Source organism: Buttiauxella noackiae ATCC 51607, from assembly GCF_001654865.1.
GTDB classification, from domain to species: domain Bacteria; phylum Pseudomonadota; class Gammaproteobacteria; order Enterobacterales; family Enterobacteriaceae; genus Buttiauxella; species Buttiauxella noackiae.
Map to the genome: position 1 here is coordinate 88,188 of NZ_LXEO01000007.1, position 20,077 is coordinate 108,264.

Consider the following 20,077-nt stretch of genomic DNA (forward strand, 5'->3'; position numbering starts at 1 on the left):
CAATGGCTAACCACCCTCGTGCAGGACAACCGGCACAACAGAGCGATTTGATTAACGTAGCCCAATTGACGGCCCAGTATTATGTACTGAAGCCTGAAGTGGGGAATAGCGAACACGCGGTGAAGTTCGGTACATCCGGTCACCGTGGTAGTGCGGCCCGTCACAACTTCAACGAGCCTCACATTCTGGCAATTGCTCAGGCGATTGCAGAAGATCGTGCAAAAAATGGCATTACCGGGCCGTGCTACGTGGGTAAAGATACCCATGCGCTGTCTGAACCTGCGTTTATCTCCGTACTGGAAGTGCTGGCAGCGAACGGTGTGGATGTCATTGTGCAGCAGGCAAATGGCTACACGCCAACGCCGGCCATTTCTCACGCCATTCTGACGCATAACAAAAATGGCGGTGCGCAGGCAGACGGCATCGTTATTACGCCTTCCCACAACCCACCTGATGATGGTGGTATCAAATACAATCCACCAAATGGTGGCCCGGCTGATACTAATGTCACAAAAGTTGTTGAAGATCGCGCAAATGCCTTGCTGGCTGCGGGTCTGAAAGACGTAAAACGCATTTCTCTTGATCAAGCCTGGGCAAGCGGCCACGTGCAAGAGCAAGATTTGGTGCAGCCGTTTATTGAAGGGCTGGTGGATATCGTTGATATGGCCGCCATCCAGAAAGCAGGCCTAAAACTGGGTGTTGATCCGCTCGGTGGCTCTGGCATCGAATACTGGCAGCGCATCGCGAAGCACTACAATCTTGATTTGACGATTGTTAACGATCATGTCGATCAAACTTTCCGCTTTATGCACCTTGATAAAGATGGCGCTATTCGTATGGATTGCTCATCCGAGTGTGCAATGGCCGGATTGCTGGCACTGCGTGATAAATTCGACCTGGCATTTGCCAATGACCCGGATTACGACCGCCACGGTATCGTCACACCTGCTGGCCTGATGAACCCAAATCATTATCTTGCTGTTGCGATTAACTATCTGTTCCAGCATCGCCCGCAGTGGGGCAAAGATGTGGCCGTGGGTAAAACACTGGTTTCTTCTGCGATGATTGACCGTGTTGTGAACGATTTGGGCCGTAAACTGGTAGAAGTACCGGTTGGTTTCAAATGGTTTGTCGATGGTTTGTTTGACGGAAGCTTCGGCTTTGGCGGCGAAGAAAGTGCTGGGGCTTCATTCCTGCGCTTTGACGGTACACCGTGGTCGACTGATAAAGACGGTATCATCATGTGCCTGTTGGCGGCAGAAATTACCGCAGTGACCGGTAAAAACCCGCAACAACATTATGATGAACTGGCTGCTCGCTTCGGCGCGCCAAGCTACAACCGTCTACAAGCCTCTGCTACCTCTGCGCAGAAAGTGGCACTTTCTAAACTTTCCCCGGAAATGGTTAGCGCAAGTACCCTGGCGGGTGATCCTATCACCGCACGCTTAACGGCAGCTCCGGGTAATGGTGCATCAATCGGCGGCCTGAAAGTGATGACCGAAAACGGTTGGTTTGCAGCCCGTCCTTCCGGTACGGAAGATGCGTACAAAATTTACTGTGAAAGTTTCTTAGGTGCGGAACATCGCCTGCAAATTGAGAAAGAAGCGGTAGAAATTGTCAGCGAAGTGCTGAAAAACGCGAAGTAATTCGTAGAATTGAAAAAGGTGCCGCAAGGCGCCTTTTTTGTTTGCCGAATCTACAACATAAACCGATACCCAATCCCCGTTTCGGTCAGCAAATGCGTCGGGCGCGCCGGGTCGTTTTCCAGCTTCTGGCGTAAATGGCCCATATAAATCCGCAAATAATGGCTGTGCTCCACAGCGTTTGGTCCCCAGACCTGGTTTAACAACTGACGCTGAGTCAGAACTTTTCCATGGTTATTGATAAGGGTGGCAAGCAGCCGAAATTCGATCGGTGTGAGATGGATTTCCGTGCCTTCTCGGGTAATGCGGCGGTTCGCGAGATCAACGGTGATATTAGAAAACTGATAAACCGGATCGGGCTGGGCGAGGCTTGCATGGCGGCGCAGCACCACGCGCAGACGCGCTTGTAATTCACCAATGCCGAACGGTTTGCTGAGATAGTCATCGGCTCCGGCGTCCAGTGCATCAATCTTTACTTGTTCGTCGCTACGCGCGGAAAGCACCACAATCGGCGTCTGGCTCCATTGGCGAAAATCGCGGATAAAATCAATACCGTCACCATCGGGCAAACCGAGATCGAGAATGACTAAATCGGGTTTGCGCGTGGCGGCTTCCAGCAAACCGCGTTGCAATGTCTCTGCTTCATGTACGCGCAGCGATTCGGCTTCCAGCGCGGTGCGCAGAAAACGACGGATCTCTTTTTCATCTTCAATAATCAGAACTGATATCACATAACCTCGTTCATTTCAGCCAGTTCAGGTTGTGGGGGCAGAGGTAAAATAACATGGAAACAGGCTCCGCCTTCTGGTCGGTTGGCTGCAACAATTTTCCCATCGTGAACTTCGACAATCGCCCGGCAAATTGCCAGACCCAATCCGACACCAGGGATGGCTGACTCTTTGTTGCCCCGGGAAAATTTATCAAAAATCTTCTGCTCTTGCCCAGCCGGAATGCCAGGGCCACTATCCCAGACTTCAAGATCGAGTTTATCAGCCAATGCTTGCGCGCGGATGCCTATGTTTGCCTGGAGGCCTGCGTATTTCGCCGCATTTTCCAGCAAGTTTATCAGCACACGTTCAAACAGCGGGCCATCGACATGAATCAGCATCAGTGGATCAGGTAAATCCAGCGCAATATGCCGTCCACCCAAACTCGGTTCCAGCATCTTCAGTGCGCTGCCCACCACTTCTTCGAGCGTTAACCACTCTTTGCGCAGATTAAACCCGCCGGACTGAATACGCGCCATATCCAGTAAGTTGTTCACCAGGCGCGTGGTGTTAAGGACGTGCTGGCGAATATCGTTGGCTTGTGGAGCGTGTTTCGAACCTTCAGAGGCCAGATCTAACGTCAGAATTTCTGCCTGACCAAACAGCACCGTCAGTGGCGTGCGCAAGTCGTGTGAAAGTGCTGCGAGTAACGAATTGCGTACTTGCTCGCGTTCGCTGGAAAGCCTGGCTTGCTCTTCACTTGCTGTCAGCAATAAGCGATCCAGTGCGGTAGCCGCAAGTAGCGTAAAAGTTTCCAGCAGACGTTGTTGCTCGGGGATCATCAACTGGCGCAAATTACTGGGTTCAACAATTAACAACCCGAGCGTTCTTTGCGACGTTTTTAGCGGCAGAATTTGATACGGCACACCGGGCAGCGTATCTGTCCCGGCACCGGCCGGCTGGCCTTTATCAAAGCTCCAGCGCGCAATCGCTTCGTCCCAGTTTTGTGGTTCGCCCCTTGCATTCACCCGCTCTAATTCGCCATTTTCGTTGGGCAGCAACAACTGTGCGCGGGCGTTGAAACTGTTATTGATAAACAGCTCGCTGGTGGCTGCAATAGCTTGCGGAGTGCGTTCTGCTGCGAGAGCTTTCGACATCTCATAAAGATGACGAGTGCGCTGTTCGCGATAACGGGCAATTCGCGCCTGGTAGCGCACACCCGCGGTGAGATTACCGATAACGAGGCCGACCGTTAACATCACGGCGAATGTTAGCAGGTACTGAATATCAGAAACCGCCAGCGTGCCATGTGGAGCAATAAAAAAGAGATCAAAACTAAGAACGCTAATCACAGTTGCCAGCACCGAAGGCCAGCGCCCGTAGAATAATGCGACGATAACGACACCCAGCAAATAGAGCATTACCAGGTTGGCGGCATCGAAGTTCATCAGCCACTGATTGGCAATAAACGTTGTGATGGCACACAGAGCAATCGCTACCCCGCAGCCGCGCAACTGCACGCGCCATTTTTCCGCAAAGCTGCGCGTGTCATGGGCAGATGGCGAAGCTGACGTGGGTTTATCGTCGAGGGCGACGATCACTAAATCGAGATCCGGGGCACGGCGGGCTAAACGGTCGGCAAAGGATTCCCGGCTCCAGAAGCGGCGTGTGGTGCGCCTGCCGATAATAATCTTGCCAAGATTGTGCTCGCGCGCGTAACGCAAAATCGCTTTATCTTCTGCCGGATCGGCAAGTGTGGTGGTCTCTGCCCCCAACTCTTGAGCGAGGCGAAGCGAAGCTAAAATAGCGCGACGTTGATGTTCAGGTAAACGGTGAAGCTGTGGTGTTTCGACATACACAGCATGCCAGATGCTACCTAGTTTTGCTGCCAGGCGTGCGGCGGTACGAACCAGCTTCTCATTGCCAGAACTGTGGCCGATACACAACAAAATGGCATCACGCGTGTGCCAGACTTTCTCTTCACCCTGATTATCGCGCCATGCCCGCATTTGGTCGTCAACGCGATCGGCGGTGCGGCGCAGCGCCAGTTCGCGTAGTGCAATCAAATTCCCTTTACGGAAGAAGTGTTCAATGGCGCGCTCGGCCTGGCCTGCGATATAAACTTTGCCTTCATGCAGGCGCTGCCGTAAATCATCGGGTGGCAAGTCGACCAGTACAATCTCATCTGCGGCATCAAAAATAGGGTCTGGTACTGTTTCTCGTACCTGAATACCCGTCACGCCACCGACAATATCGTTGAGGCTTTCAAGATGCTGCACATTGACGGTGGTGAACACATCAATACCGGCGTCGAGCAACTCTTCCACATCCTGCCAACGCTTAGGGTGACGAGAGCCAGGCGCATTGCTGTGCGCCAGTTCGTCCATCAAAATCAGCGCCGGGTTACGCGCCAGGGCTGCGTCGAGGTCGAACTCATGAACCCAGCGTCCACGATGGTGTGTGCGCCTGGCGGGCAGCAGATCCAGCCCGTCAAGCAATGCAGCCGTCTCTTTACGCCCGTGAGTTTCCACCACGCCAATCAGAATACTGAGCCCTTGTGCTCGCAGGCGCTGGGCTTCCTGGAGCATGGCATAGGTTTTCCCCACGCCCGCGCAGGCGCCGAAAAAGATTTTCAGCTTCCCACGAGTAGGGCGATTGACCTGCTCCAGCAACTTATCTGGATTGGGGCGCAGTGGTTCCTCTGTCATAACAAATAATCCCTGGCATTTTGGTAGATGACGCTGCGCTTATATACTCCACAAAACCATTTCTGGCCGGGTAGGTCGGATAAGCGCAGCGTCATCCGACAGTTTTTTATGGAGCCTGAAGTGCATCCAGCGCCTGATTAACCAGCAACACATTGACGACCGGTTTGCCTATAAAACTCACCAGCGGTTGCGTGGTGCTTTCGGCTATCAGCCGTTGGATTTGTTCAACCGGCAGATTGCGAGCCGCCGCAATACGCGGGATTTGCCAGTCCGCTGCCTGTGGCGAAATTTGCCCGTCCAGGCCGCTGGCAGAGGCGGTAACCAGTTCGACAGGAACGGCAGGGTTCGCCTGCGGATTCGCCGCGCGTAACGCCGCCACACGTTCGGTGATCGCTTTATCCAATTCCGGATTGCTACCAGCCAGATTGCTACCGCCTGAGGCCATTGGATTATATGGGGTTTCTGCCGTAGCAGAAGGGCGGCCTTGTAAATACTTCGCCTCGGTAAAGTTTTGCCCAATCAGGCTTGAGCCGCGCACTACATTAGTATCAATAATCAACGAGCCATTGGCTTGTGCCGGGAACCACCACTGGGCAAGCAGTGTTGTCATTAGCGGGTACAACCCCCCTGTAATCAGGGTTAGCAAAATCAGTAACAGTATAGCGGGACGTAAGGTAGACATTTGTTTTTCCTCTTAAACCAGGCCACATACGGTCAGGAACAGATCGATAGCTTTAATACCAATGAACGGCACAATTAATCCGCCCAGACCGTAAATCCACAGGTTGCGACGTAACATCGCCGCAGCACTTAACGGTTTGTAACTCACGCCCCGCAGTGCCAGTGGGATCAGGAAGATAATGATCAGCGCATTAAAAATAACCGCACTTAAAATGGCCGAAGCAGGGGAGTGCAGGTGCATCACGTTCAACGCATTAAGTTGCGGGTAAGTGGCGGCAAACGCGGCGGGGATAATCGCGAAATACTTCGCCACGTCGTTGGCAATACTGAACGTGGTCAGCGAGCCACGCGTCATCAGCATCTGTTTGCCGATGTGCACAACTTCAATCAGCTTGGTAGGGTTGGAATCCAGGTCCACCATGTTGCCCGCTTCTTTCGCCGCTTGCGTACCGGAGTTCATGGCAACCGCCACGTCTGCCTGCGCAAGCGCTGGGGCATCGTTGGTGCCGTCGCCAGTCATCGCTACTAAACGACCTTCTGCCTGATACTGGCGAATTAGCGCCAGTTTGGCTTCCGGTGTCGCTTCCGCGAGAAAATCATCAACACCCGCTTCGGCAGCAATAGCTGCTGCTGTCAGACGGTTATCCCCGGTGATCATCACCGTTTTAATCCCCATTTGGCGCAATTGTGCAAAGCGCTCTTTAATGCCGCCTTTCACGATATCCTTTAGGGCGATAACACCGAGTACATTCGCACCTTCTGCCACCACCAGCGGTGTTCCGCCTGTACGTGCCACGCCTTCTACAAGCGTCTCCACCTGCGGCGGGAAATGTCCACCGTTCGCTTCAACGTGGCGGCGAATTGCATCGACAGAGCCTTTGCGGATCATGCGATCCTGAATGTTGATCCCGCTCATGCGGGTTTGCGCGGTAAACGGCACAAATGTGGCATGCAGGTTTTGTACGTCGCGTTCGCGCAGGTTGAAGCGCTGTTTTGCCAGCACCACGATGCTACGGCCTTCCGGCGTTTCATCGGCAAGCGAAGAAAGCTGAGCGGCATCGGCCAGCGTTTTTTCTTCAATCCCCGGAGCGGGTAAAAACTCGGAGGCCTGGCGATTACCCAGCGTGATGGTGCCGGTTTTATCCAACAGCAAAACATCGACATCACCCGCCGCTTCCACGGCACGCCCGCTGGTGGCAATCACGTTCGCGCCCAGCATGCGGCTCATCCCCGCAACGCCAATTGCGGAAAGCAGCCCGCCGATAGTGGTTGGGATCAGGCAAACCAGCAGGGCAATCAGCACCGTGACGCTGACCGCCACGCCGCCATACTGCGAGAAAGGCCAGAGCGTGGCGGTTGCCAGTAAAAAGACAATCGTCAACGCCACCAGCAGAATAGTGAGCGCGATTTCGTTCGGGGTTTTGCGGCGCTGTGCACTTTCCACCATCGCAATCATGCGGTCGAGGAAGGTTTCGCCTGGGTTTACGCTGCACTGAATCACCAGCCAGTCGGAAAGAATGCGCGTCCCACCGGTGACAGAGGCAAAGTCACCACCAGATTCACGAATCACCGGCGCGGATTCGCCGGTAATCGCACTCTCATCTACCGACGCGCCGCCTTCCAGCACTTCGCCATCGCACGGGATAATATCCCCCGCTTCCACCAGCACAATGTCGCCTTTACGTAAATCAGCAGCGGGGACGTGGTCCATTGCTGCGTCATGCTGCGGAGCGCGCAGTTTGCGTGCCCAACTGGTTTTCTTAACGCCTTTCAGACTATTGGCTTGCGCCTTGCTACGGCCTTCTGCCAGTGCTTCGGCAAAGTTTGCGAACAGTACGGTAAACCACAGCCAGATGCTGATGGCTAAGGTAAACAGTGCGTCGCCATGAAGTTTGCCACTGAACATGGCAATCGCCAGAACCGTAGTCATCACGCTACCTACCCAGACGATAAACATCACTGGGTTACGCCATTGCACCTGCGGGTTAAGTTTTTTAAAGGAATCTATTAGCGCCTGACGAATCAGCGATGGTTCAAATAGCGCCTGTTGCTTGCGACTCATGGAAGCCTCTTAATCACAAATTCACGAAGGAAAGGTGTTCCGCAACCGGGCCTAATGCGAGGGCGGGAATAAAGGTCAGTGCGCCGACTAACAATACGGTGCCAATCAGCAGGCCGATAAACAACGGGCCGTGAGTGGGCAGAGTACCTACACCTGCGGTTTGCGATTTTTTAGTGACAAGCGTTCCGGCAATCGCCAGCACCGGCACAATCACAGCGAAGCGCCCGAACCACATGCACACCGCCAGAAGCACGTTCCAGAAAGGCGTGTTGGCGCTAAGCCCAGCAAATGCGCTACCGTTGTTATTAGCGGCAGATGAGACGGCGTAAAGCACTTCACTAAAGCCGTGGATACCTGGGTTAAATATTCCGGCACGACCAGCCTCTGTCATCATCGCAAGGGCGGTACCGAGGAGTACTAACGTTGGGGTGACAAGGATCGCCATTGCAGTCATTTTCATCTCTGCGACGTCTATTTTTTTACCCAGATATTCCGGTGTGCGGCCAATCATCAGCCCGGCGATAAACACGGTGAGCAAGACGAACAACAACATGCCGTACAGCCCGGATCCGACGCCGCCGAACACCACTTCACCAATCTGCATCAGCCACATAGGGATCATGCCGCCTAATGCTGTGAAGGAGTCATGCATTGCGTTGACCGCACCGCAGGACGCGGCGGTAGTCACCACAGAAAACAAGCTGGTGGCGAGGATCCCAAACCGGCTCTCTTTACCTTCCATATTGATATTGCTATCAGCGCCAAGCTGCATGAAATGAGGGTTCCCTTGTGTTTCTGCCCACATCACCACCCCAACGCAGATAACAAAAATGATACCCATCGCCCATAAAATGGCGCGTCCCTGGCGTTTATCACCTACTGCTTCACCAAAGGCAAAACACAGAGCGCTTGGGATTAGGAAGATCGCCAACATTTGCACAAAGTTGGTCAACGCCGTTGGGTTCTCGAACGGATGAGAGGAGTTAGCGTTAAAGAAACCGCCGCCGTTGGTGCCGAGCATTTTGATGGCTTCTTGCGAAGCCACCGGCCCCATCGGCAAGACATGCTGCACGCCTTCAAGCGAGGTAAATGGTTGATATGCGGCGATGTTCTGCAAGGTTCCCTGGCTAACAAAGAACAGTGCAATCAAGAGTGAAATCGGCAGTAGGATGTAAAATGTGATGCGAGTTAAATCGACCCAGGCGTTACCAAGGGTAGTTGCGCTGTGGCGAGAAAATGCGCGAATCAGCGCAAACACCACGGCGATACCCGTTGCCGCGGAAAGGAAGTTTTGCACAGTTAAGCCAACTATCTGGCTGAAATAACTTAGCGTGGTTTCGCCGCTGTAGGATTGCCAATTGGTATTGGAGACAAAGCTGACAGCGGTGTTTAAAGCCAGATGCCAGGAAAGGCCAGGTAATTGTTGTGGGTTAAGCGGCAAACTCCCTTGCGTCATTAATATGACGAAAAGCAGTAGCAGACCTAAAACGTTGAATGTCAGGATCGCGGCAAGATAGCGTTTCCAGCTCATTTCAGCCGTTTCGCTTCCCAGCACTTTCCACATCATCGATTCAATACGGCCAACGCCCGGCAGCGGTTCACCTTCAATTAATCGCGCAAGCACGCTTCCCAGCGGTTTTGCCAGCGCGAAAAGCACCAGCAAGAAACTGGCTATTAATAAAAATCCGGATGCGGCCATCAGAATGCCTCCGCGTTAATCAGGGCATAAATCAAATAAGCCAACAGCGCAAAAACGAGCACCACGCCAACAATCAGTCCTGCACTCACAGTCCACCTCGACACTTAAGGAATTACAGTGAGTGTGAAAGTTTTGGTGCAAAGAAGTCGTAAAAGTCTGCAGGTGGGATGTAAAAAAAGTATAAAAATGCCATATACCCGTCGCCCTTCATGATGCAGCCAGGCTACATCCCTAAGTGGCTTGGGTATAAAACCATTGATTAACTAATGATTAGTATTTATTTAACTATTTTGTAACTTAATTACGGGCAGGAATGTAAATTAGTGGCAAAAATCGCTCTTTAGTGGTCGGATGAGTAGTAAAGTTTCAGCCAATGCGATACTATTTTGGTCAGATAACAAGTTCCAATTTCCCGGTTTTTGCTACCGGTCACAATTTAAGGGAGAAGCCTATGACTCTATATAAAGACTATCCATTGCATCAGGTCATCCTGCGTCGCACATTTGTTGTTGTAGCAGGTCTTCTGGCTTTGCCAGTGATGCTGTTCTGGAAAGATCGCGCCCGTTTTTACAGCTACCTGCACCGCGTCTGGTCTAAAACCAGTGAAAAACCGGTTTGGATGGCTCAGGCTGAAGCCGCATCCGCCGATTTTTACTAAGCTTGCTGAGAAGTCATCACTACGGATACAAACATTAAAGCCCCATCAGTTCACAACTGATGGGGCTTTTTTACGCGTTATGGTCGCGAGCTAATGTGTCAACTCTCTCCAGTTATAAATTTGATTGGTGGTATCCATTACGGGGGCTTTTCCTGCCAATCGGTTAGCGATGTGTTGCACCGTTTCTTCAGGCTTGTCTCCTGGTTGCGAAATTCCCATCCAGCTGCGCAATATTTTGTCGTTATTCACCGTTGAATAAATATCCTCTACCGTTCCGGTATCCGGGTTATTAACCAGTGGGCTGTACCAGATAAACATTGGCACTTCAAAAGCGTGTTGGCTTGGTTTTACCCCTCCGTGATGATAAACCACGTTTTGTGTCGGTTCGCGCTCCAGCGCATGATCGGAAAAATAAGCGACAGAGGCTCGCCTGTCTTTCAATAGAGAGAAAATATTACCGAGTAATTTATCAGTGAAGTGGATTGAGTTGTCATAACAGGCATCAATACCATCACCTTGCTGAGTAAAGGGGGCATCAGTGGCAGGAAAACGTGTGCATTCCGGTTCATGGCTGCCATAAATATGTAGCACAATAAGCTGTTTACCTTGATGGTTTAACGCTTTACGCAAATCAGGTAACAGAGCATCATCAAAACCATCGTTAACCCAATGTTTATGGGCGGCATTCATCGCAATACCCGTAATCGCATTATTGTAATCGCCAAGCATCCCTTGCTTACTAAACCACGATGTATCAAAACCTGCTTGATTCGCCAGATTAATAATATTGTCCGAATAGTGCTGGATATTATGGTCTTTCACAGTATCGGCCGTGATCGCCAGCGGTACAGCGGTAATTGTGATAGGTGCGCCGCTAATGGCATGATTCCATAATAAAAGATGGTTGCGCTCGGCTTCTAATTGTGGCGTGGTGGGCTGCGGGTAGCCATAGATACTCATATTTTCGCTGCGCGCAGATTCCCCGATCACCAACACATAAGTATCAATACCGGTTTCATGTGTTTGCAATGAATAATCGGGAATTTGACTCGCAATCTGTTTAATTAAGAGCTGGTCGCTCCATGCCTGAAGAAAATATTTAACATTACTTATTGGTAAGTAGTTAATCACCCGGGCAGTAATACTCCCCTGGCTATTTTTCTTAATATTATGAGCCGTCGCTTGCACAATATTACTGAGTATCAACAGGATTAATAAATATAGCGGAGATTTTGCCAGCCATTTACCGCTAAATGTTGGAATAGTCACCACGCTGCGTAATAACAAAATAACCAGAGCCAGAAAACCAAAGCAGTATTTTTGGTACAGCCACAGCATCGCGCTGATTTCCTGAGTGTCACTATCCAGAACGCTCATAGCAAAGCCATAGCTAAAAGCTGAGCCAAAGGTCCCCCGAGCATAGAAAGTCAGTGTGATATCCCATGCCACCATCAATACTGGTAAGAGGGCCACGAATAAACGAAGAGATCTATTTTTAATTAAACCAAGCGACAACATTAACAACACAAATATGATTAATCTTTGAAACATTACATGTACTGGAGAGAATAAAACATTGGCTACAGCCACAATCAATACACATATTCCCAAAGGAATAAATTGGCGTATTTTACTTAACATATAAATAACATCCACGAAGACTGACCGTTTTAGACGGTTTTATAAAATTGGCTATCAACAATATGGATTAATATACTTAAATGTATTAATAAGCACAGACATATTCACATGATGAATTATTTATTTGATTTGTGTCAGCCGATGAACAATTGTCCCTGGACTATTATTTATCGCGCAAAATGTGTGAAGATGACCTAATCCTCGTAATCACTGGAGCACAGCATGTTGATTTGGCAAGATTTACACCATTCAGAATTGAGCGTGACCGATCTCTACACGCTTCTGGCATTGCGTAATGAAGTATTTGTCGTCGAGCAGAATTGCCCCTACCAGGACATTGATGGTGACGATTTAGTCGGTGAGAACCGCCATATTCTTGGCTGGCAGGGCGGTAAGCTGGTGGCCTACGCCCGCATACTGAAAAGCGAAAGTGAGTTTGAACCGGTGGTGATTGGTCGTGTCATTGTCGATAAAAGCGTGCGCGGCGAAAAACTTGGCTACCAGCTGATGGAACAGGCGATGGCTTCGTGCCAGCAGTTTTGGCCAGAAAAAACAGTCTATTTAGGCGCTCAGGCTCATTTGCAATCGTTCTATGCCCACTTCGGGTTTGCTCCAGTTACGGACGTATATGACGAAGACGGAATTCCCCACATAGGCATGGCGAATCGTTAATGACAGATTAATCGCCAGGTAAAAAGCATTAGCGTTGTCTATAGTTAGCGGACGAGTATTTTTTAAACACGGAGAATAGTGATGCAACCGTATGAATCTCGTCTTGATGATGATTTAACTCTGCTAAGTGAAACGTTAGAAGAAGTGCTGCGTTCTTCAGGCGACCCTGCTGACCAAAAATACATTGAGCTGAAAGCACGCGCAGAAGCTGCGCTCAGCGAAGTCAAAGCCCGGGTTAGTAGTGCGTCGGACAATTATTACTATCGTGCAAAAAAAGCCGTTTATCGCGCTGATGATTATGTGCGTGAAAAACCATGGCAAGGAATTGGGGTTGGGGCAGCAGCGGGTCTGGTGTTAGGGCTTTTATTAGCCAGACGCTAGAGCCATATCGGCACATCGTCTCAAGGTGTGCCGATTAAAAGAAATCTTACCCATTGGGTGGGATTTTTTTTTGCCACCATGACCACGTATAATCACGAGTTTTTCAGGGAAGGTGAGGTAAACGTGAATTCAGTTGTCGTCGCGCTGCAACAGTTACAGCTTGCATTGAACGCAGAATTTGCGGATGCGCCGGGTTTACAGCAATTATCTTGTGCTGTCACCCTGAGTGATGCCTCTGATGCACTCGCATGGCTGACTAGCCAACGTCTTTATCCCCAGTTTTACTGGCAACAGCGTAATGGCGATGACGAAATTGCCGCTCTCGGTGCGGTGCGCCAGTTCGATACGTTGGATGCGGCGAGGGTATTTATTGATGACTATGCGGACCAACCAGCTGTTCGCATTACTGGCGTGAATGCATTCTCACCCACCAGCAGTTTTTTATTTCTCCCACGCCTTGAATGGCGGCGTATCGGTGGGGATGCTTTTCTCTTCCTTAATATTTATAGCGAAACCTCTCTGCAAAATGATGCGCGGGCCGCTCTTCAATTCCTCGAACAAATTCTCCCTGCAAAACAATTGCCATTGCAGCGTTTAAATTGCGTTGGGGAGCAACATATTCCAACACAACCAGAATGGAATCATCTGGTTGACCTTGCCACTACAGCAATTGAGCAGCATAAACTTGATAAAGTTGTACTGGCCAGAGCCACCGATCTGCAATTTACTACCGCGGTTTCCGCAGCCGGTTTTATGGCGGCCAGTCGCCGGGTGAACCTGAATTGCTATCATTTTCTGATGGTTTTTGATGGCAGTCATGCGTTCCTTGGTTCAAGCCCGGAACGCTTGTGGCGGCGCATTGATACCGCTTTACGTACCGAAGCGCTAGCCGGAACTGTCGCTAACCATCCCGACGATCATCGAGCCTGGTCTTTGGGGCAGTGGTTACTTAAAGACGATAAAAATCAACGAGAAAATATGCTGGTCGTTGAAGATATTTGCCAGCGTTTACAAAAAACGGTGGGGGCTATTGATGTATTGCCGCCGCAGGTGGTGCGTCTGAGAAAGGTGCAACATTTGCGCCGTTGCATCTGGACCGATCTGGCTCAACCTGATGATGCTGTATGCCTTGCAATGTTGCAGCCTACTGCCGCTGTAGCCGGGTTGCCGCGTGATGTGGCGCGTGGGTTTATCGCCAATAATGAACCGTTTGAGCGTGAATGGTATGCGGGTTCGGCGGGCTATATCTCGCAGCGGCAGAGTGAGTTCTGCGTTGCTTTACGCTCGGCAAAAGTCATCAATAATATGGTGCGTTTATACGCCGGAGCTGGAATTGTCGCTGGTTCTGATGCGGCGGAAGAATGGCAGGAAATAGAAAATAAAGCCGCTGGGTTACGAACGTTGCTAACAACATCAACGTTCTGATTGATGCCCAAAATAATTCGAACTGCATTTTTAAGTATTTCGCGAAGCGAGCATTGCCAACAAAAATGCAGTTTGAAGGGTATTACCGACCCATATCAAAATAACCGTTCCAGCAATAATTATAATGAGTCAGCAAAATTGACTCAGGACTAAATCATGTCGATAAGCTCGTTTAACCGCCGTTGGGCTACGGTAATCCTTGAAGCGCTGACTCGCCACGGCGTGCGCCACGTCTGCATCGCTCCCGGTTCGCGTTCAACACCTCTGACCCTTGGGGCCGCTGAAAATCGGGCTTTTATTTGTCATACACATTTTGACGAACGTGGTTTAGGGCATCTGGCATTAGGTCTGGCAAAAGCAAGCCAGGCTCCGGTCGCTATTATTGTGACTTCGGGTACAGCGGTCGCCAACCTCTACCCGGCCATTATTGAAGCCGGTTTGACGGGTGAAAAACTGGTGGTACTTACTGCCGATCGTCCACCGGAACTTATTGATTGCGGCGCCAATCAGGCGATTCGCCAGCCTGGGATTTTTAGCTCCCATCCTACTCAATCGATTAATTTACCTCGTCCAACACAGGATATTCCTGCGCGCTGGTTGGTTTCGACTATCGATAATGCGCTAGGTCAGCAGATGGCTGGTGCGGTTCACATCAATTGCCCATTCGCCGAGCCGCTGTATGGTGAACCTGATGAAACAGGCATGAGCTGGCAACAGGCATTGGGCGACTGGTGGCAAGGCGATAAACCCTGGTTACGCACGGGCCTGGCGCAGGAGGTGCTTAAACAGCGTGACTGGTTCTTCTGGCGGCAAAAACGCGGCGTTGTGGTTGCAGGGCGGTTGAATTCTGAAGAAGGAAAACAGGTCGCCGCATGGGCGAAAATGCTCGGCTGGCCGTTAATAGGCGATGTGTTATCGCAAACTGGTCAGCCGTTGCCATGTGCAGATTTATGGCTGAGCAACAGCCAGGCGGTAACCGAACTTGCCGAAGCGCAAATTATTATTCAGTTTGGCAGTAGCCTGACCGGAAAACGCGTCCTGCAATGGCAAACAACCTGTGAGCCTGAAGAGTATTGGCTGGTGGATAACCTGCCAGGCCGGCTTGATCCCGCGAATCATCGTGGCCGTCGCTTGTGTTGCGATATTACACAATGGCTGGAAGCTCACCCCGCTGAAAAGCGCGTGGCGTGGGATGAGAAATTAACTACGCTTGCAAAAATCGCCCAGCAGGCGGTGAAAAAGGGCACTCTTGAATTTGGCGAAGCCCAGGTTGCGGCGCGCCTTGCTGAATTGTTACCGGAAGCTGGGCAGTTGTTTGTCGGCAATAGCCTGATTGTTCGTCTGGTAGATGCTTTCGCACAATTGCCAGCTGGCTATCCGGTATTTAGCAATCGCGGTGCAAGCGGTATCGACGGCCTCCTTTCAACAGCTGCTGGCGTGCAACGAGCCACCGCCCGTTCGACGCTGGCGATTGTTGGCGATCTCTCGGCACTTTACGACATCAACTCACTGGCATTATTACGCCAGGTTTCCGCCCCTTTCGTTTTGCTTATCGTGAATAATAATGGCGGGCAAATATTCTCGCTGTTGCCAACGCCGGCAGACGAACGCGAACGCTTCTATACCATGCCGCAAAACGTCACTTTTGCCCATGCAGCAGCGATGTTTAGCCTCTCCTACAACAATCCGACAAGCTGGGATGAGTTGCAGGAAGCAGTGACCCATGCCTGGCGTTCTCCTCATGCGACTATCATCGAACTCACCGTTGGTGAAACGGACGGTGCGCAAACCTTGCAGCATTTGCTGGCGCAGGTGAGTCAGGCATGATTCTGGATGCTGTTTTTCATGAAGGCCGAGATGCCAACTTGCCGTGCCTGGTCTGGCTGCACGGCTTTTTAGGCAACCGGAAGGAGTGGGAATCTTTCAGTGAATATTTCATCGATTGGCCGCAACTCTTCATCGACTTGCCCGGGCATGGGAAATCAGCCGATATTACGGCTGAAGGCTTTGTACAAGTCGATAAATTACTGCGAAAAACGCTTCTTAGTTACAACATCCTAAGATATTGGCTGATTGGCTACTCCCTTGGCGGACGAGTGGCGATGTACCATGCTTGTCAGGGTGAGAATACCGGTTTGCGTGGTTTGATTGTTGAGGGGAGCCATCCTGGACTTACGGATGAGAATGCTTGCCAGGACAGAAAAAGCAGCGACCAACAATGGGCGCAGCGGTTGCGTACACAACCGCTAAAAGTGGTGCTGGACGATTGGTATCATCAAGCTGTTTTTCAGTCGCTCAATGATCAGCAACGTGCTTCGCTTATTGCGCAACGCAGCCAGAATAATGCCCAGAGCCTTGCCGCAATGCTTGAGGCGACCTCTCTGGGTAACCAGCCAGATTTAAAGGCTATGCTCAAGCAATTGCCGTTGCCTTTTTACTATCTTTGCGGTGAACGGGATGAAAAATTCCGCACCGTGGCAACTAGCCTGGAATTGTCACCGCACCTTATTACTGCCGCAGGCCATAATGCACATCGGGAAAACCCGATTGCTTTCACGGCCTGCCTGCTCAATTTATTGCGAAAACCTATCGAGGAAACACCATGATTTATCCAGATGAAGAAATGCTGTACGCGCCAGTTGAATGGCAGGATTGCTCGGAAGGTTACACCGATATTCGCTATCACAAATCAGCTGACGGTATCGCTAAAATCACGATTAACCGTCCTGAAGTGCGTAACGCATTCCGCCCGTTGACCGTAAAAGAGATGATTAACGCGCTGGCGGATGCCCGTTACGATGACAACATTGGCACCATTATCCTGACTGGCGAAGGCGAAAAAGCCTTCTGCGCAGGTGGCGATCAAAAAGTACGCGGCGATTACGGCGGCTACCAGGACGCAAGTGGCACCCATCACCTGAACGTGCTGGATTTCCAGCGTCAGATTCGCACCTGTCCAAAACCAGTGGTGGCGATGGTGGCCGGTTATTCCATCGGCGGTGGTCATGTGCTGCATATGATGTGCGATCTGACAATTGCTGCCGAAAACGCAGTCTTCGGCCAGACAGGCCCGAAAGTCGGTTCGTTCGATGGCGGCTGGGGTGCTTCTTACATGGCGCGTATTGTCGGCCAGAAAAAAGCGCGTGAAATCTGGTTCCTGTGTCGCCAGTACGATGCGAAAGAAGCGCTGGATATGGGCCTGGTGAACACTGTTGTGCCGAATGCCGATCTGGAAAAAGAGACCGTGCGCTGGTGTCGTGAAATGCTGCAAAACAGCCCAATGGCGCTGCGTTGCCTGAAGGCTGCGCTGAATGCCGACTGCGATGGTCAGGCTGGTTTACAAGAACTGGCTGGCAACGCCACCATGCTGTTCTACATGACCGAAGAAGGTCAGGAAGGCCGCAATGCGTTCAACCAAAAACGCCAGCCGGACTTCAGCAAATTTAAACGGAATCCATAATGCGTTGTGCCAAATTATGGCGCTTTCAGGTGCCGATGGATGCAGGTGTGGTGCTGCGCGAGCGGCGCCTGAAAACACGCGATGGGCTCCTGGTGCGTCTGACAGACGGCAAAAAACAGGGCTTCGGTGAGATCTCGCCGTTGCCTGGTTTTAGCGTAGAAACTGTCGATGACGCCCTGAGCGCGGCACAAACCTGGCTGCAAGCCTGGCAAACGGGCGCAGAAATCGCTCTGCCAGAAATGCCGTCTGTGGCATTTGGCCTGAGTTGTGCGCTGGCCGAAATCAGCGGTGAATTGCCTCAGGCGGCGGATTACCGCGCGGCACCACTGTGCACCGGTGACCCGGACGAACTATTTGCCATGCTGGCTGCTATTCCTGGCGAGAAAATCGCTAAGGTGAAAGTGGGTTTGTATGAAGCGGTGCGTGATGGGATGGTGGTCAACTTGTTGCTCGAAGCGATGCCTGATTTGCGTCTGCGTCTTGATGCCAACCGTGGCTGGACACCGCTCAAAGCGCAGCAGTTCGCCAAATACGTCAACCCTGATTTCCGACCGCGCATCGCATTTATCGAAGAGCCGTGCAAAACCCGTGAGCAATCTCGCGAGTTTGCCCGTGAGACGGGGATTGCGATCGCCTGGGATGAAAGCCTGCGTGAGCCGGATTTTGAGTTTGTCGCCGAGCCTGGCTTAAATGCTGTGGTTATCAAGCCGACCTTGACCGGTAGTCTTGAGAAAGTGCGTCAACAGGTGGAACAGGCTCATGCTCTTGGATTGACGGCGGTTATCAGTTCTTCGATTGAATCGAGCCTCGGCTTAACACAACTGGCGCGAATTGCCGCGTGGCTGACGCCGCAAACGTTGCCAGGGCTTGATACGCTTTCGTTGATGCAGGCGCAATTGGTGCGCGAATGGCCAGGCAGTACACTACCGTGCTGGCCGCTGGAATCTCTTGAGCAAGTGTTATGAGTTTTCAAGATTTCCCCTGGCAGCATTGGGCACAAATTCGTGGTGACCAACCGGCACTCACGTTAGGCCATGAAAGCCTGAACTGGCGCGAGCTATGCCAGCGCGTTGATGCGTTGGCAGGCGGCTTCCGTCAGCAGGGGGTGCTTGAAGGGCAAGGCGTTGTGTTGCGTGCGAAAAACAGCCCAGAAATAGTTTTCGCACTGCTTGCGTTGCTGCAATGTGGGGCGCGTGTATTGCCGCTAAATCCCCAGTTGCCTGAATCTGTGCTCGAACAGTTACTCCCGGATCTGACTATCAGCCATGCATTGACCTTTGATGCGCCGCTTACCGTTGCCGATATCAACCCGTTAACTCTGCTGGAAAGCGAACGTTTCCAGGTTGAGTGGCAGCCTGCAAGGTTTGCATCAATGACGCTGACTTCCGGTTCTACGGGGTTACCCAAAGCGGCAGTTCATACCAGTGGTGCCCATCTTGCCAGTGCCTCAGGTGTGTTGGCGGTGATGAACTACGGTGCGAATGACCGCTGGTTGTTATCACTGCCTCTGTTCCATGTCTCCGGCCAGGGCATTTTGTGGCGTTGGCTGTTGGCGGGTGGATGCATGGTAGTGCGTGATTTACATCCTTTGAGCGATGCGCTGGAAGGCTGCACGCATGCATCGCTGGTGCCGACTCAGCTGTGGCGAATGCTTGAGCAATCTCCACCGCAAGCATTGCGTGAAGTGTTATTGGGTGGTGCTGCAATTCCCGTTGAACTCACGCAAGCGGCGCAGGAAAAAGGCATCAATTGCTGGTGTGGTTACGGGTTAACGGAGTTGGCTTCGACGGTGTGCGCCAAACGTGCTGATGGGTTGCCTGATGTGGGTGAAGCTCTGCCGGGCCGCGAAGTGAAAATCGTTGATCAGGAAGTGTGGATTCGGGCCGATAGTCTGGCATCAGGCTACTGGAAAGCGGGTGTTGTCGTACCGCTGGTTAATTCCGAGGGCTGGTTTGCCACCCGCGATCGCGGTGTTCTGAATGGGCAACGTCTAACGTTGATTGGCCGCCTCGATAATCTGTTTTTCAGCGGAGGGGAAGGGATCCAGCCGGAAGAAGTTGAGCACGTGATCGCCGCTCATCCCGCGGTGAAACAGGTTTATGTCGTGCCAATCGATGATGTTGAATTTGGCCAGCGCCCGGTGGCGGTGGTTGAAGCCGACGAGGAATTTGACCTGTCGCTACTTTCAGAGTGGTTGCCGGGAAAAGTAGCCCGTTTTCAGCAGCCGGTACGTTGGTTGCGCCTGCCTGATGAGCTCAGGCAGGGCGGGATTAAGATTTCGCGGATGCAGTTAACGTTATGGGTAAAGCAGGTGGCTAAAATTTAATGCCACCGGCTCGT

At 51.6% G+C, this 20,077-nt stretch carries 17 protein-coding genes; 10 read left to right on the forward strand and 7 right to left on the reverse strand.

The genetic code is table 11. From position 1 onward, the window contains the following. The first annotated feature begins 2 nt into the window (after positions 1 to 2). Positions 3 to 1,646 carry a phosphoglucomutase (alpha-D-glucose-1,6-bisphosphate-dependent) gene (gene pgm, locus M979_RS02120; RefSeq protein ID WP_064553434.1) on the forward strand — a complete coding sequence of 548 codons (1,644 nt, stop codon included), beginning with the start codon at positions 3 to 5 and terminating at the stop codon, positions 1,644 to 1,646. A 50-nt stretch (positions 1,647 to 1,696) separates the two neighbouring features. Here the strand turns inward: pgm and kdpE are convergent, their stop codons facing one another. From kdpE to kdpF, 6 genes are all read right to left on the reverse strand, one after another. Next, the gene (gene kdpE / locus M979_RS02125) at positions 1,697 to 2,374 is read right to left on the reverse strand and encodes a two-component system response regulator KdpE (protein WP_064553437.1); all 678 of its coding nucleotides are present in this window, start codon (positions 2,372 to 2,374) and stop codon (positions 1,697 to 1,699) included. Continuing rightward, positions 2,371 to 5,058 (reverse strand): two-component system sensor histidine kinase KdpD, encoded by a 2,688-nt coding sequence (gene kdpD, locus M979_RS02130; RefSeq protein WP_064553439.1) that lies wholly within the window; start codon positions 5,056 to 5,058, stop codon positions 2,371 to 2,373. Before kdpD ends, kdpE begins: the two co-directional genes overlap by 4 nt. Before the next feature lie 106 nt (positions 5,059 to 5,164). After that, complete coding sequence (gene kdpC, locus M979_RS02135; RefSeq protein WP_034456668.1) at positions 5,165 to 5,740, reverse strand: potassium-transporting ATPase subunit KdpC; 576 nt, start codon at positions 5,738 to 5,740, stop codon at positions 5,165 to 5,167. 12 nt (positions 5,741 to 5,752) lie between these two features. Next, entirely contained in the window at positions 5,753 to 7,801 is a 2,049-nt protein-coding gene (kdpB, locus tag M979_RS02140) for a potassium-transporting ATPase subunit KdpB (RefSeq protein WP_064553441.1), read from the reverse strand. A 13-nt stretch (positions 7,802 to 7,814) separates the two neighbouring features. After that, positions 7,815 to 9,500, reverse strand: a complete 1,686-nt coding sequence (gene kdpA / locus M979_RS02145; protein ID WP_064553443.1) for a potassium-transporting ATPase subunit KdpA — start codon at positions 9,498 to 9,500, stop codon at positions 7,815 to 7,817. After that, complete coding sequence (kdpF, locus tag M979_RS23985) at positions 9,500 to 9,604, reverse strand: K(+)-transporting ATPase subunit F (RefSeq protein WP_081908631.1); 105 nt, start codon at positions 9,602 to 9,604, stop codon at positions 9,500 to 9,502. Before kdpF ends, kdpA begins: the two co-directional genes overlap by 1 nt. 347 nt (positions 9,605 to 9,951) lie before the next feature. Between kdpF and M979_RS02155 the strand changes: the two genes are divergently transcribed. Further along, complete coding sequence (locus M979_RS02155) at positions 9,952 to 10,158, forward strand: YbfA family protein (RefSeq protein WP_064553445.1); 207 nt, start codon at positions 9,952 to 9,954, stop codon at positions 10,156 to 10,158. A 90-nt stretch (positions 10,159 to 10,248) separates the two neighbouring features. Here the strand turns inward: M979_RS02155 and M979_RS02160 are convergent, their stop codons facing one another. After that, positions 10,249 to 11,799, reverse strand: a complete 1,551-nt coding sequence (locus M979_RS02160) for a phosphoethanolamine transferase (protein WP_064553447.1) — start codon at positions 11,797 to 11,799, stop codon at positions 10,249 to 10,251. A gap of 222 nt (positions 11,800 to 12,021) precedes the next feature. Between M979_RS02160 and M979_RS02165 the strand changes: the two genes are divergently transcribed. From M979_RS02165 to menE, 8 genes are all read left to right on the forward strand, one after another. Further along, positions 12,022 to 12,471, forward strand: a complete 450-nt coding sequence (locus tag M979_RS02165; protein WP_034456663.1) for a GNAT family N-acetyltransferase — start codon at positions 12,022 to 12,024, stop codon at positions 12,469 to 12,471. 81 nt (positions 12,472 to 12,552) lie between these two features. Next, positions 12,553 to 12,852 (forward strand): stress response protein ElaB, encoded by a 300-nt coding sequence (gene elaB / locus M979_RS02170; protein WP_034456662.1) that lies wholly within the window; start codon positions 12,553 to 12,555, stop codon positions 12,850 to 12,852. 123 nt (positions 12,853 to 12,975) lie between these two features. After that, complete coding sequence (gene menF / locus M979_RS02175) at positions 12,976 to 14,277, forward strand: isochorismate synthase MenF (protein ID WP_064553500.1); 1,302 nt, start codon at positions 12,976 to 12,978, stop codon at positions 14,275 to 14,277. Positions 14,278 to 14,433: 156 nt separating this feature from the next. After that, positions 14,434 to 16,104: a 2-succinyl-5-enolpyruvyl-6-hydroxy-3-cyclohexene-1-carboxylic-acid synthase gene (menD, locus tag M979_RS02180; RefSeq protein WP_064553449.1), complete on the forward strand. Its 1,671-nt coding sequence runs from the start codon at positions 14,434 to 14,436 to the stop codon at positions 16,102 to 16,104. Beyond that, the gene (gene menH / locus M979_RS02185; protein WP_064553451.1) at positions 16,101 to 16,883 is read left to right on the forward strand and encodes a 2-succinyl-6-hydroxy-2,4-cyclohexadiene-1-carboxylate synthase; all 783 of its coding nucleotides are present in this window, start codon (positions 16,101 to 16,103) and stop codon (positions 16,881 to 16,883) included. Before menD ends, menH begins: the two co-directional genes overlap by 4 nt. Then, positions 16,880 to 17,737, forward strand: coding sequence for a 1,4-dihydroxy-2-naphthoyl-CoA synthase (menB, locus tag M979_RS02190; RefSeq protein ID WP_034456650.1), 858 nt, complete (start codon positions 16,880 to 16,882; stop codon positions 17,735 to 17,737). The genes menH and menB overlap by 4 nt, the downstream gene beginning before the upstream one ends. Then, the gene (menC, locus tag M979_RS02195) at positions 17,737 to 18,702 is read left to right on the forward strand and encodes an o-succinylbenzoate synthase (RefSeq protein WP_064553453.1); all 966 of its coding nucleotides are present in this window, start codon (positions 17,737 to 17,739) and stop codon (positions 18,700 to 18,702) included. The genes menB and menC overlap by 1 nt, the downstream gene beginning before the upstream one ends. After that, positions 18,699 to 20,063, forward strand: a complete 1,365-nt coding sequence (menE, locus tag M979_RS02200) for an o-succinylbenzoate--CoA ligase (protein WP_064553455.1) — start codon at positions 18,699 to 18,701, stop codon at positions 20,061 to 20,063. Before menC ends, menE begins: the two co-directional genes overlap by 4 nt. Positions 20,064 to 20,077 lie beyond the last annotated feature (14 nt).

What these genes read in the sequence shown, in the direction of transcription:
- pgm (WP_064553434.1), top strand. Translation starts at nt 3, where the DNA reads ATGGCTAACCACCCTCGTGCAGGACAACCGGCACAACAGAGCGATTTG.
- kdpD (WP_064553439.1), bottom strand. Translation starts at nt 5,058, where the DNA reads ATGACAGAGGAACCACTGCGCCCCAATCCAGATAAGTTGCTGGAGCAG.
- kdpC (WP_034456668.1), bottom strand. Translation starts at nt 5,740, where the DNA reads ATGTCTACCTTACGTCCCGCTATACTGTTACTGATTTTGCTAACCCTG.
- kdpB (WP_064553441.1), bottom strand. Translation starts at nt 7,801, where the DNA reads ATGAGTCGCAAGCAACAGGCGCTATTTGAACCATCGCTGATTCGTCAG.
- kdpA (WP_064553443.1), bottom strand. Translation starts at nt 9,500, where the DNA reads ATGGCCGCATCCGGATTTTTATTAATAGCCAGTTTCTTGCTGGTGCTT.
- M979_RS02155 (WP_064553445.1), top strand. Translation starts at nt 9,952, where the DNA reads ATGACTCTATATAAAGACTATCCATTGCATCAGGTCATCCTGCGTCGC.
- M979_RS02160 (WP_064553447.1), bottom strand. Translation starts at nt 11,799, where the DNA reads ATGTTAAGTAAAATACGCCAATTTATTCCTTTGGGAATATGTGTATTG.
- M979_RS02165 (WP_034456663.1), top strand. Translation starts at nt 12,022, where the DNA reads ATGTTGATTTGGCAAGATTTACACCATTCAGAATTGAGCGTGACCGAT.
- elaB (WP_034456662.1), top strand. Translation starts at nt 12,553, where the DNA reads ATGCAACCGTATGAATCTCGTCTTGATGATGATTTAACTCTGCTAAGT.
- menD (WP_064553449.1), top strand. Translation starts at nt 14,434, where the DNA reads ATGTCGATAAGCTCGTTTAACCGCCGTTGGGCTACGGTAATCCTTGAA.
- menH (WP_064553451.1), top strand. Translation starts at nt 16,101, where the DNA reads ATGATTCTGGATGCTGTTTTTCATGAAGGCCGAGATGCCAACTTGCCG.
- menB (WP_034456650.1), top strand. Translation starts at nt 16,880, where the DNA reads ATGATTTATCCAGATGAAGAAATGCTGTACGCGCCAGTTGAATGGCAG.
- menC (WP_064553453.1), top strand. Translation starts at nt 17,737, where the DNA reads ATGCGTTGTGCCAAATTATGGCGCTTTCAGGTGCCGATGGATGCAGGT.
- menE (WP_064553455.1), top strand. Translation starts at nt 18,699, where the DNA reads ATGAGTTTTCAAGATTTCCCCTGGCAGCATTGGGCACAAATTCGTGGT.